General features: G+C 64.6%; 9 protein-coding genes. All 9 read right to left on the bottom strand.

Annotation, left to right across the window (positions count from 1 at the left end; all coding sequences use genetic code 11):
- Positions 1 to 75 precede the first annotated feature (75 nt).
- A complete protein-coding gene (locus KO539_RS15780) occupies positions 76 to 3,111 on the bottom strand; it encodes a CHASE domain-containing protein (RefSeq protein ID WP_219310505.1) in 3,036 nt (1,011 codons plus the stop codon).
- 142 nt (positions 3,112 to 3,253) lie between these two features.
- The gene (gene cobA / locus KO539_RS15775; RefSeq protein WP_219310504.1) at positions 3,254 to 4,033 is read right to left on the bottom strand and encodes a uroporphyrinogen-III C-methyltransferase; all 780 of its coding nucleotides are present in this window, start codon (positions 4,031 to 4,033) and stop codon (positions 3,254 to 3,256) included.
- 14 nt (positions 4,034 to 4,047) lie between these two features.
- On the bottom strand, positions 4,048 to 5,238 hold the full coding sequence (locus tag KO539_RS15770; RefSeq protein WP_219310503.1) for a CmpA/NrtA family ABC transporter substrate-binding protein: 1,191 nt from the start codon (positions 5,236 to 5,238) through the stop codon (positions 4,048 to 4,050).
- Between the two features lie 118 nt (positions 5,239 to 5,356).
- Positions 5,357 to 5,995 carry an ANTAR domain-containing response regulator gene (locus KO539_RS15765; protein ID WP_219310502.1) on the bottom strand — a complete coding sequence of 213 codons (639 nt, stop codon included), beginning with the start codon at positions 5,993 to 5,995 and terminating at the stop codon, positions 5,357 to 5,359.
- 73 nt (positions 5,996 to 6,068) lie between these two features.
- Positions 6,069 to 7,568: a CoA-acylating methylmalonate-semialdehyde dehydrogenase gene (locus KO539_RS15760; RefSeq protein WP_219310501.1), complete on the bottom strand. Its 1,500-nt coding sequence runs from the start codon at positions 7,566 to 7,568 to the stop codon at positions 6,069 to 6,071.
- A gap of 10 nt (positions 7,569 to 7,578) precedes the next feature.
- Positions 7,579 to 8,379, bottom strand: a complete 801-nt coding sequence (iolB, locus tag KO539_RS15755) for a 5-deoxy-glucuronate isomerase (protein WP_219310500.1) — start codon at positions 8,377 to 8,379, stop codon at positions 7,579 to 7,581.
- A complete protein-coding gene (gene iolE, locus KO539_RS15750) occupies positions 8,376 to 9,296 on the bottom strand; it encodes a myo-inosose-2 dehydratase (protein ID WP_219310499.1) in 921 nt (306 codons plus the stop codon). The genes iolB and iolE overlap by 4 nt, the downstream gene beginning before the upstream one ends.
- A complete protein-coding gene (iolD, locus tag KO539_RS15745) occupies positions 9,293 to 11,122 on the bottom strand; it encodes a 3D-(3,5/4)-trihydroxycyclohexane-1,2-dione acylhydrolase (decyclizing) (RefSeq protein ID WP_219310498.1) in 1,830 nt (609 codons plus the stop codon). Before iolD ends, iolE begins: the two co-directional genes overlap by 4 nt.
- A complete protein-coding gene (gene iolC, locus KO539_RS15740; protein ID WP_219310497.1) occupies positions 11,119 to 13,065 on the bottom strand; it encodes a 5-dehydro-2-deoxygluconokinase in 1,947 nt (648 codons plus the stop codon). The genes iolD and iolC overlap by 4 nt, the downstream gene beginning before the upstream one ends.

Raw genomic sequence — 13,065 nt, 5'->3', positions numbered from 1 at the left:
GCTGATCCGATGGGTTGCCGCGCCTGCGGCCGGGTGGCCGCAGGCGTCAAACGCATATTATCGCCGCTGCCTGCGTCAGGGAGTGTCGCTGGCGGCAAATTCCAGGGAAATTTGTTCCGCCACCTGCGCCAGCGCCGGCCTCAGGGCCGTCAGCAGGGTGCGCGCCTGCTGCAGGTCGCCGCCCACGCGCAAGCCTTCGATCGACGTGCACAGGCCGGCAAAGGCATGCGCGCCCACGGCCAGCGCCGACGATTTGCTGCGGTGGCCCAGGTCGGCCAGTCGCCCCAGGTCTTCCAGCGCCATGGCCTGCTCCATTTCGGCGATGCCGTCGCGCGCCGTGTCGAGAAACAGCTGCGTGTACTTGCGCATCTTCGCGGCGTCATTGCTGAACGTGAGCGCCAGGGTGCCCAGGTCGAGGATGGCCGTATCGCGCGATTCCGGCGCGGCGCCCGCTGGCGGCGCTGTCGGCGCCGCCAGCCTGTCGCTTGCGCGCATGCGGCCGATGTTGCCGATGCCGCCGCGCAGCCGGAACCATTTCGCCAGCAGGCGAAACAGCAGATTCGGGGCGATCGGCTTGGTCACGAATTCATCCATGCCCGCCGCCAGGCAGCGGGCGCGGTCTTCGCTGCCCGCGTTGGCCGTCATGGCGATCACCAGCAGGCCGGCAAGCTGCGGGTCGGCGCGGATGCGGCGCGTCGCCTCGAAGCCATCCATCTCCGGCATCTGCACGTCCATCAGCACGCAGTCGTAGCGCTGGTGCGCCAGCAATTCCAGCGCTTCGCGGCCATTGCAGGCGACGCAGACGGTGGCGCCGGCGTCTTCCAGCAATTCGCAGCCCACCTGCTGGCTGAAAACGTTATCCTCCACCAGCAGGATGGACGCGCCGCGTATCACCCCCAGTACTTCCGGCTCGACTTCGGCGATGCGCTCGTCGGCCGCCTGCGCGCTTTTCTCCAGGCGCGCGGTGAACCAGAAGGTGCTGCCCAGGCCCGGCTGGCTGTACACGCCCACCTTGCCGCCCATGAGCTCGACCAGCTGCTTGCTGATCACCAGTCCCAGGCCGCTGCCGCCATATTTGCGCGTGGTCGACGGGTCGGCCTGGTGGAAGGAGCGGAACAGCTGCGCCACCTCTTCCTGGTTCATGCCGATGCCGCGGTCCTGCACCTCGAAGCGCAGCATGCTGTGGCTGCCCCGCTCCTCGGACTGGCGCACGCGCACGAAGATGCTGCCATTGTCGGAAAACTTGATGGCGTTGCTGGTCAGGTTCAGCAAGACCTGTTCCAGGCGCAGCGGGTCGCCACGCCAGCGCTGCGACAGCTCCGGCGCGATATCGAACTGCAGCGCCAGGCCCTTGACGGCGGCCGCGTCGCCAAGCTGGCTGGCGATGTTCGCCAGCAGGGTATCGAGACGGAAGTCCAGCACTTCCAGTTCCAGCTTGCCCGCCTCGATCTTGGAAAAATCGAGGATGTCGTTGATCAGGCCCAGCAAATGCTGGCCCGAATGGAAGATTTTTTGCAGGTAGTCGCGCTGGCGCGCGTCGGCCACCGATTTCAGCGCCAGGTGCGCCATGCCGATGATGCTGTTCATCGGCGTGCGGATTTCATGGCTCATGTTCGACAGGAAGTCGCTCTTGGCCTGGCTGGCCGCGTCGGCCTGCTCCTTCAGGCGGTGCAGTTCCGTCACGTCGGTGGACAGGCCGATCAGGCCCGTGACGGGACCGGGCAAGCCCAGCGGCACCTTCACGCTCCACAAATGATGCACCTGGCCCTGCGCATCGACGAAGCGCTCCTCGCCGACGAACTTGGCGCCGCTGTCGAACACCTGGCGCTCCGTGCGCTGCGCGGATGCGGCCGCATCGCCGAGCATCAATTCGCCATCCTGGCGGCCGATCAGCTGCTCCGCCGGACGGCCCAGTATCTTCGCCGTGCGCGCGTTCACATAGCGGTAGCGCAGGTCGGCATCCTTCATGTAGACGTAGGCGTCGACGCTGTCGAGCACCGTATCGAGCAGGGTGCGCTGCGCCACCGCGTTGCGGCGCGAACGGTACAGGGTAAAGATATAGCCGTAAATGAGCAGGGTGCCGGCCACGCCGACGGCCAGCGCCAGCCATGGAAAATAGCGGTCGAAGGGACTGTACAGCTCCGCCTTGCGCACGCGGAAATGGGCTTTCCACAGGCCTCCCTGGTACGCCACGGGCAGCACCTGGTCGAAATAGCCGGCATCGCTGCCCGGTTGCGGCGGCGCCGCCGCCAGATCGCCGTCATCATTGAACAGCAGGCGGTCCTGCGGCGTGATGCGCAGGACGCCTTGGGCCGGCAGAGGTTCGCCCGCGCTGTACAGGGTCAGGTGCAGCGGTTCCAGAGCGCTGCGTTCGAGCGCGCTGTGCACCAGTTGCGCCACGCCAAAGCCGATGCCGACGGAACCCTGGTAGGCGGCGCGGCGCTCGGCCACGCTGCCCTGCGGCATGCCGTTGCGGTACACGGGCAGGCGCATGCCCAGGCCCACGTGCGCGGGCGGCCCCTTGATCATGATCACCTGGCCCGACGCGCTGACCTCGCCACTGTCGCGCGCCTGCGCCAGCGATTGCGCCACCAGCGGGTTGGCGCCGATATCGACGCCCATGCGTTCGGCCAGCAGGGAATCGGGTTCCAGGTAGGTGAGCACCGTGTGTTCCGGCCGCTCCCCCGCAGGCCGGATGGTGAAGGCGGGGTAGCCGCGCGGCGACAGACTGGTGTCTTTGCGCACGGCCTCGATGAAGGCGGCGCGCTGCGCAGACGGGACGGCCACCGCATAGTTGACCGATTCGATGGCGGGGAACTGGCGCGCGATATCGAGGCCGGCCACGTAATCGTGGAACTGTCGCCGCGTCAGGTGCTCGCTGGTGCGAAACAGGGCTTCGAGGCCGCGCAGCAGGTCGGAATAGCTTTTGACGCGCGTGATCAGGCTATGCTGGGCACTATGCGTGAGATTGTCGAAACGCTGTTCGGCGTCGTCATTGACCGTGCGCGCCGCGCCCGCGTACAGGGCGCCGCCCACCGCCAGGGCCAGCAACAGGCCACCCGCCCAGATCCTGATGCCTGATCCCGCCCCGCCCTTGCTCAAAGTGTGCATTGTCGATCGCTTATTCCGGTTTCCTCGAATGTGCTGCGCTCCGGCCGCCCAGCAAGTACGAGGATACTATCAAAGCTCCTGCCCGACGCGCTTGCGCAAGAAAAAAAGCGCGCACGAGGTTGCACTGGAAAACACCGGGTGCTTAAGCTTCCCGCAGCGCCCCGGCCAGCAAGGCGCCGGCACCATGGTCATCCCAGGCATCGGCGCAGCGCACCACCTCGCCCACGACGATGATGCTGGGGCTGCCCAGGCCGCTGGCCTGCAAGTCGCCGGGCAAGGCGAGCAAAGTGCTGAGCAACTGGCGCTGGGCCGGCAGGCTGGCCGATTGCACCACGGCCACGGGCGTGCCGGGCGCCATGCCGCCGGCCAGCAAGCCGGCCTGGATGGCCGCCACTCGGGCCACGCCCATGTAGATGACGAGGGTCAGGCCGCTTTGCGCCAGGGCCGCCCAGTTCGGCTCGGACACGGCATCCTTGCCGTGACCCGTGACGAAGATGGCGCCCTGGCTCCAGCCGCGGTGCGTCAGCGGCACGCCGATGGCCGTTGGCGCGGCCAGGCCGCTGCTGATGCCGGGGATCACGTCGACGGCCACGCCATGGCCGCGCAGGTAGGCGCGCTCTTCGCCGCCGCGCCCGAACAAATACGGGTCGCCCCCTTTCAGGCGCACCACGTGCAGGCCGGCGCGCGCTTCGGCCAGCATCAGGCGCTCGATGAACGCTTGCGGCGTGGACGCGCAGCCGCCCCGCTTGCCCACCTCGACCACGCGCACGCCTGGTGCCGCATGGGCGAGGATGGCCGGGTTGACGAGGTCGTCGATCAGCACGACGTCGGCCCGCGCGATGGCCTTCACCGCCTTGATCGTCAGCAGGTCCGGGTCGCCGGGCCCGGCGCCGACCAGTGTCACGCTACCACATTGCGTCATGATGCACTCTCCAATCAGAAAAAATGGCCGATGGCAAACGATGCCGCGTACGCTTCCGGCGCGCTGCCGTCCCACACGACGCCGTCGCACAGGGTCGAGCTGCGCATGGGGGCCTTTGGTACGGGCGTGGCCGTCATTTCCGCCGCCTGGCGGTACAGGTCGATGCGGTTGACCTGGCGCGCCACGGCCAGATAATCAGGTTCGTCGCGCAGCAAGCCCCAGCGCCGGTGCTGGGTCATGAACCACATGCCGTCGGACAAATACGGGAAATTCACGGCGCCATCGCCGTAAAACCGCAAACCGTGCGCCTCGTCCCAAGTCTTGCCCAGGCCATCCTGGTAATGGCCGAGGATGCGCGGCGCCAGGGTTTCCTGCGGCGTATGCAGATAAGCGGGCTCGGCCAGGGTGGCCGCCATGGCCAAGCGGTTGGTGTCGCTGGCGTCGATCCAGCGCCCCGCCTCGAGCACGGCGGCGATCAGGGCGCGGCAGCTGTTCGGATGCTGCTGCGCAAACGCGGCGCTGGTACCCAGCACCTTGCCAGGATGGTCGGGCCAGATGGCGCCACTGGTCGCGGCCGTCACACCGACGCCATCGACGATGGCCTTGTAGCCCCACGGTTCGCCAGCGCAAAAGCCATCCATCTGGCCCGCGCGCAAGGCGGCCACCATTTGCGACGGCGGCACCGTCATCACGCGCGCGTCGCGCAGCGGATCGATACCGTGCGCGGCCAGCCAGTACTGCAGCAGCATCGCGTGGTTACCGGTCGGGAAAGTATGCGCAAACGCAAATGGCCGCGATGCGCCGCGCATATGCCGCGCCAGCGATGGTCCATCGTGGGCGCCCTCGCGCGCCAGCGCCGCCGACAGGGTAACGGCCTGGCCGCTGTGATTGAGGTTCATCAGCACGGCCATGTCGTGCTGTTGCCCGCCGATGCCCATCTGCACGCCATACACGAGACCATACAACACGTGGGCAGCGTCGAGCTCGCCGCTGTTCAATTTGTCGCGCACGCCGGCCCACGACATCTCCCGGCTCAGTTCGATCTTGATGCCGTATTTTTCATCGAGGCCCAGCTTAGCCGCCATCACCAGCGAGGCGCAATCGGTCAGCGGCAGATAGCCGATGCGTATCGTCTGTTTTTCCGGATGCAGCGATCGCATCACGTGGGCGCTGCTTGCCACCGGGCTACCCGCTTGCTCTGTCATACTGGATTCCTTTACCTGACCTTGCTGGCAGCATTGCACCAATACAGTGCACTGCACCAATACAGTGCACTGCACCACGATATGTCATAAAACCACGTCATAAAATTGGCATACCCGCTCATCCCAGCAAATCTTCCACGTCGAGGATGCGCTGGGCGATGTCCGCCAGCTTGAGTTTCTTGTTCATGGCCATGCTGCGCAAGCGCTGGTAAGCCTGCTCTTCCGTCAAGCCGTGATGCGTCATCAACAGGCCCTTGGCCCGTTCAATCACCTTGCGTTCCTGCAGCTTGTGCCGCGTGTCGAGCAATTCGGCGCGCAATTTTTCTTCCTGGCGAAAGCGCGCCAGCGCCACGTTCAGCACGGGCTGGATGCGCTCGGCCTGCAAGCCGGCCACGATATAGGCGGATACGCCGGCCGCCATGGCCGCGTCGATGCTGGCCGTGGCGCCGTCTTCGGTAAACAGGACGATGGGACGGCGCTCGTCGCGCGTGGCGATGACGATGTGCTCGAGCACGTCGCGCGCGTCCGAATCGGCGTCGATGATGATAAGGTCAGGCTGCAGTTGCGCGATGCGCTCGGGAAGGTAGAGGTCGGCTGGCAGCGAGGCGACGATGTCGAAACCCGATTCCAGCAAACCGATGCGCAAGGCATTGCCGCGCTGCACCTGGGCAGCCAGGGCCGCGTTCTCGTGCACGCCGTGCTCGACGATGGTGTTGACGACAACGATGCGCAAAGGCTGGGTACGGCTGGACGTCATGGGAGCGATCTGCAATGGCTAAACACAACCATTGCAGTAAGCAAGAAGCGAACCAGCCGGATTTACATGGGCTTTACTTCAGGGTCGGCATGGCAAACTCGGCGCCAGCCGCCGTCGAGGCGGGCCAGCGCTGCGTCACGGCCTTTTGTTTCGTATAGAAACGCACGGATTCCGGGCCATGCGCATGGTGGTCGCCAAACAGGCTGCGCTTCCAGCCGCCGAAACTGTGGAAGGCCATCGGCACGGGGATCGGCACGTTGACTCCCACCATGCCGACCTGCACCCGGTGCGTGTATTCGCGCGCCGTATTGCCGTCGCGCGTGTAGATGGCCGTGCCGTTGCCATATTCATGCGCATTGACCAGGTCCAGCGCCGTGGCGAAATCGGGTACACGCACGATGCACAGCACGGGGCCGAAGATTTCCTCTTTATAAATCGTCATTTCCGGCGTCACATGGTCGAACAGGCTGCCGCCAAGGAAGAAGCCTTGTTCATGGCCGGGCAGCACGAAACCGCGCCCGTCGGCCACCAGCTTGGCACCCTCTTCCACCCCCTTGGCGATATAGCCGGCAATCTTCTCCTTGTGCACTTGCGTCACCACGGGTCCCATCTCGGCCGACATATCCATCCCTTGCGTGATTTTCAGGGCGGCGATGCGCGGCACGAGCGCTTCGACCAGCTGGTCCGCCACATTGCCCACCGCCACGACGACGGATATGGCCATGCAGCGCTCGCCGGCCGAACCAAACGCGGCGCCCATCAGGGCGTCGACCGTCTGGGGAATATCGGCGTCCGGCATGACAACCATATGGTTCTTCGCGCCGCCCAAGGCTTGCACGCGCTTGCCCTGCGCGCAGCCCGTCGCATAAATATACTCGGCAATCGGCGTGGAACCGACAAAACTGACGGCGCGCACGTCCGGGTGGTGCAGCAAGCCGTCCACGGCCTCTTTATCTCCCTGCACCACGTTGAAGACGCCGTCGGGCAAGCCCGCGTCCGTCAGCAGTTGCGCCAGCAGCAAGCTGGCCGACGGATCGCGCTCCGACGGTTTCAAGACGAACGTATTGCCGCAGGCAATCGCCATCGGGAACATCCACATCGGCACCATCACGGGGAAGTTGAAGGGCGTGATGCCGACGCAGACACCGAGCGCCTGGCGGATCGACCAGGCATCGATGCCGCCGGCCACTTGCTCCGAATACTCCCCCTTCATCATTTGCGGGATGCCGCAGGCAAATTCCACCACTTCGATGCCGCGCGTCACTTCGCCTTTCGCATCCGTGAAGACTTTGCCGTGCTCCGCCGTGATCAGGGCGGCCAGTTGATCCGCATGCTCTTCCAGCAATTCCTTGAACTTGAACATGACCCTGGCGCGGCGCAGGGGCGAGGTTTGCGACCAGGCGGGAAACGCTGCGTGGGCGGCGGCCACGGCCGCGTTCAGTTCGGACGGCGTGGCCAGCGACACCTTCGCCGTGACGGCACCCGTGGCGGGATTGAAGACGTCGCTCGTGCGCTCGGAGCGCGAAGCCATGGGGTTGCCACCAATAAAGTGGCCGATCTGTTGCGTTGTCATTGGGATTCCTTTATTTGGTATGCATCAGCCACTCATGGGCCGGGTCGTTCTTGAAATGCCAGACCCGCTTGGGGCCCGCCATCACGTTCAGGTAATAGCCATCGTAGCCATACGGCACGGTCACGGGGTGGTAACCCCTGGGCACCATCACCACGTCGTGGTTTTCCACGGCCATGGCTTCATCGATGGACCGGTCATCCGTGTAGACCCGTTGGTAGGCAAAGCCCTGCTCGGGATTGAGGCGGTGGTAATACGTTTCTTCCAGCGAGCTTTCCAGCGGCACATTGTCGCTGTCGTGCTTGTGCGGTGGATAGCTCGACGAATGACCGGACGGCGTGACCACCTCGACCACCAGCAAGCCGTCCGCTTCTTCCGTCTGTGGCAGGATGTCGCACACATAGCGGGTATTCGCACCCTTGCCGCGCACGGAGCGCGTCATGGTCGATGGCTCGATCAGGCGCGCCGGACGCTGGGTCGTGGCCGGCGCGCTGCACAACGCCACTTCCGCAGCACTCACCGCCGTGATGCTGACCTGTGTTTCCAGCGGCACATACACGGCATACGGCGAGCGTTCTTCGAACACGCTGCTGCGTCCGCCGATGGCTTCCCAGTGCTGCCCGCCCGCCTGCACGGTGACCGTGCCCGTCAGCACGACGATGCACAGTTCGCGCTTGCCCGTCTCCAGGTTCAGGGACTCGCCGGTGGCCAGCCGGTGCGCGACGAAACCGACATGCGTCCAGCCGGCCGACTCGGGCGTCACCTCGACGATCTTGCCGCCGGCCTTGTCCGCTTTGACCAGCAGCGGACTCATGCAGCCTCCCGTTTCAAGCGGGGAATCGCATCGACCAGGCGCGCCAGGTAATCGTGGCCCAGCTTCGCGTATTCGTAGCTGGGGGCGACGGCCGGGTCTTGCTCCGCTTCCACCACCAGCCAGCCCTCATAGCCGTGCAAGTATAGGCGCGTGAGGATGGCCGGGAAGTCGATGCTGCCGTCGCCGGGCACGCTGAAGGCGCCATTGATGACGGCCTGCAGGAAACTCCAATGGCCATTTCTCGCCAGTTTCACCACGTTGGGGCGCACGTCCTTGCAATGCACGTGGCAAATCCGTTCGATGTGTTTGTTGAGCACCGCCAGCGCATCGCCGCCGGCAAACGTGATGTGGCCCGTGTCGAACAGCAAGCCGACCTCGGCTCCCGTCAAGGCCATCAATTGATCCACGTCGGCCGGCGTTTCCACGTAAGCGCCCATGTGGTGGTGATACGCGAGGCGTACGCCGTGCGCCAGCAGATGGGCGGCAAAGGCCGTCAATTTGTTGGCGTATTCCTGCCATTGCTGCTGCGACTGGAAACGGGGGCGCTTATATAAAGGACGCGCTTCGCCCTGGATGGCGTCGGCCACTTCGCCATAGACCATCACCGTGGCGCCGCTGTCGGCCAGCAGGCGCAAGTGCGATGCCACGGCGGCGATTTCCTCTTCCACTGAGCGGTGCGCCAACCGACCCGAATACCAGCCGGAAACACAGGCAAGATTGTATTTCCCTAGCACGGCGTTCAGGGCCGGGGCATCTTTCGGAAACTTGTTGCCCAGTTCAAAGCCCACATAGCCGATCTCGGCGCCTTCCTTCAACGCTGTTTCCAGCGGCGTTTCACCGCCCAGGCTGGGCAAGTCGTCGTTCATCCACGAGATCGGGTTGATGCCGATCTTCACATTCCATGTCGGTGCGTTCATTGTATTTGTCCTTGGCGGTCAAGTTCATAACGGGCGCGCGCAGCTTGCACGCCGGCTTGCGTGGAAACCTCGGGCACGGCCACTTCCCACCAGCAACCGCCCTCTTCGGTCGTGCGCGTGTCATCCGTATTGATGCAGATCAAATACGTGCGGCTGGCTTCCCGGGCGCGCAGCATCGCCTGTTCCAGGTCGACGATATTGGCCACGTGTTCGGACAGCGCCCCCAGCGATTGGGCATGCAGGGCGAAGTCGATACGGGGTGCGCTATCGGGCAACATATTGTTGAACGAAGGATTGCCGCACGCCTGCTGCAGGCGGTTGATGCAGCCATAGCCCCGGTTGTCGAGCACGACGATGATGAGTTTTTTATCGAGCATGACGGAAGTGGCGATTTCCGAATTCATCATCAAGTAACTGCCATCGCCGACCATGACGATGACCTCTGCATCGGGCTTGGCCATCTTGACGCCGAGGCCGCCAGCGATTTCATAGCCCATGCACGAGTAGCCGTATTCCATGTGGTAGCCGCCCGGCGTACTGGTGCGCCACAGCTTGTGCAGTTCGGCCGGCAGAGTCCCTGCCGCGCAGACGACGATGTCGTTGCAGGTGGAATCTGGTGAAGACCGTTGCACGGCGCCGATGACTTCGCCGTCGTACGGCAAGCCGGCCACGTCACGCTTGCCGGTGATGCTTGCGACCGCCACGCGCCACGCGTGGCCCGCCTGCTGCGCCCGGTCCATCCACTGGCCCGCGCTGTTCCAGCTGCCCAGCAGGCGCGACAGGCCTTGCAAGCCCAGCGTCGCATCCGCCTGCACACCGAGGCCACGGCGTTTCAGGGCGTCAAAATGGTTGACGTTCAGGCTCACCAGTTGTGCTTGCGCAAACAGGGAATTCGACCCCGTCGTGAAATCCTGCAGGCGCGTGCCGATGGCCAGCACCACGTCCGCCTCCGCCGCCAGCGCGTTCGCTGCAGGCGAGCCCGTCACGCCGATGGCGCCCAGCTGCAAAGGGTGGTCCCATGGCAAGGAGCTTTTGCCCGCCTGGGTTTCCGCCACGGGAATGCCATGGCGCTCGGCAAACGCCTGCAAGGCGGCGCTGGCCTGGCCGTACAGCACGCCGCCGCCAGCCACGATCAGCGGTTGTTTCGCGTTGTTCAACAACGCTGCCGCCTCTTCCAGTTCCTGCTCGACGGGCGGCACGGCACGGAAACGCACGATGCGCGGCTCAAAGAAATCGGCCGGATAGTCATACGCCATCGTTTGCACGTCTTGCGGCAAAGATAAAGTCACGGGACCGCAGGCAGCCGGGTCCGTCAAGGCGGCAATGGCGCGCGGCAAGGCGGTCAGTAACTGTTCCGGATACACGATGCGGTCAAAGTAGCGCGACAAAGGTTTGAACGCATCGTTGACGGACACGCTGCCATCCGTGGCATCTTCCAGCTGCTGCAGCACCGGGTCCGGCGCGCGCGAGACGAACACGTCGCCCGGCAACAGCAATACCGGCAGGCGGTTCACGTGGGCCAGCGCGGCCGCCGTCAGCAAGTTGGTGGCGCCGGGACCGATGGAGCTGGTCACCGCCATCATGCGCCGGCGCATATGGGCTTTCGCATAGGCAATGGCCGAGTGCGCCATCGCCTGTTCGTTGTGGGCGCGGTAAGTCGGGAAGCTGTCGCGGTACTGGTACAGCGCCTCGCCGATGCCGGCGACATTGCCATGGCCAAAGATGGCGAAGGCGCCGCCGAACAGCGGCTGTCCATCGTCCGTGCGCAAGGCAGCCAGGTAGCGCACGAGGGCCTGGGCCATGGTCAAGCGGATGGTGGCGCTCATGCTGCACGCTCCAGGCGGTTGCGCGTGCGTTGCCACAAGCTAATGAGCTGTTCGAAGTTGGCGCGCACTGCGGCGATCAGGCCCGCATCGTCGAGTTCGCCGGCCAGCCAGCGGCGGCTAGGTTCCTGGAAGATGGTGCGGCCGACCATGAAACCCTTGCAAGTACGGCTGGCACTGGCTTGCTCAAAACTGGCGGCCAGGGCGGTAATCGGCGCGTTCAAGCCCAGCAGCACGACGCCACGGCAATACGGATCGCGCTCGTGTACGAGGGCATCGATGGCTTGCCATTGCTGGGCCGACATGCTTTCCAGCTTCCACCATTCCGGGTAGATACCGAGGTTGTACAGGCGCTTGACGGCGCGCAAGACGGTATCGTCGCCCTGAGGCAAGGCTTCCGACGGTATGACTTCCAGCAACAGTTCGTGACCGCTCACTTGCGCCGCATCGTACAAGGCCTTGATCTGCGCTTCCTGTTCCAGCCGGTTTTCCACGGCATCGTCCGGGTGCAACTGCACCAGGCACTTGATCACATGTTCCTTCGGCCAGCTGAGCAGGTGCGAACCGATGGAACGGCCCCAGTCAAATTGCAGCGGATTCGATCCCGGCAACTCCACGGGACGGCCGATCCACCAGCCCCGCCCCGTCGCATCGTTGAGCGCATCGACGCCATAGCGGCCATCGATCAGCACGCCCGTCTTGCCGGCCAGCTGCAAGGCCGTTTCCGTCTGCGCCACGGCTTGCACCATCAATTGCTTCAGGGCCGAAATACGCGACTCGGGCGCGCCAGTCTGTTGCGCCAGCTCAAAGAATTGCGTGCGATGGTCAAAGGCAAACACGCACAACTCGTCCCACTGCTTGCGCGCCACCGTGGTGCGGTGCAAGCGCGACAAGGTCGCGTCCTGGTCCGGCTGCGTCAGTTTCGCCGCATTGGCGAGGAAATAGTCGAGCTCGACGGGCGACGGCATGGCCGGCGCGCAGCCATGCCGCGACACGACCAGGGCGCCGCAGCCGTTCGCATAGCGGCAGCACGCCTCGTAATCCTCGCCGCGCAGCCAGCCTTTCAGGAAGCCGGACAGAAAAGCGTCGCCCGCACCGAGCACGTTCAGCACTTCCACGCGCACGCCGCAGTAGTTATAGGCGTCATCGAGACTGGCCGGCACCACATTGTCGATGACGGCGCTGCCCAGCGGCCCGCGCTTGACGACCAGGGTGGCCAGGGTGGCGGCCCGTACGGCGCGCAAGGACGCCATGATGTCGGCGCCACCGCCGGCGATCATGAATTCCTCTTCCGTGCCGACGATCAGGTCGAACTGCGGCAGGATCGCCTGCAAGTGTTTGGTGACGCCGTCGTTCGAGACGAAACGCGTTTCGCCATCGGCCTTGCCCGACAAGCCCCACAGCACGGGCCGGTAATCGATGTCGAGCACGGTGCGCACATTGTTCGCGCGGGCCAGTTGCAAGGCTTGCGTGCTGACGGCGTGCATGGCAGACGTGGAGAAATGCGTTCCTGTAATGAGCAAGGCTTTGCTCGACGCAATGAAGGCCGCATCCACCGACGATGCGTCGATGGCCATGTCGGCGCAATTTTCACGGTAGAAAATCAGGGGAAAGGTGTTTTTATCCTTGATGCCCAGCATGACTAATGCCGTCAGGCGGTCGCGGTCGATGCCCACGTGGCTGACGTCGCAGCCCTCCTTCGACAAGGTATCGGTGAGGAAACGGCCCATGTGGTCGTCGCCCACTTTCGACAGCATGGCGGACTTGAGGCCCAGGCGCGCCGTGCCGAAGGCGATGTTCGCCGAGGAACCGCCCAGGTATTTGGCGAAACTGGTCGCGTCTTCCAGCGTGCTGCCGATCTGCTGCGCGTACAGGTCCACCGCCAGGCGACCCAGGCAGATGACGTCCAGCGCGCGGCCCTGGGCAAATTGTGTGGAATTATTCAT

This window comes from Janthinobacterium sp. NKUCC06_STL (assembly GCF_019345455.1).
In the GTDB taxonomy this organism is placed as follows: domain Bacteria; phylum Pseudomonadota; class Gammaproteobacteria; order Burkholderiales; family Burkholderiaceae_D; genus Janthinobacterium; species Janthinobacterium rivuli.
The sequence above is the reverse complement of the archived record's forward strand: the minus strand, read 5'-3'. Positions and strand labels throughout refer to the sequence as shown.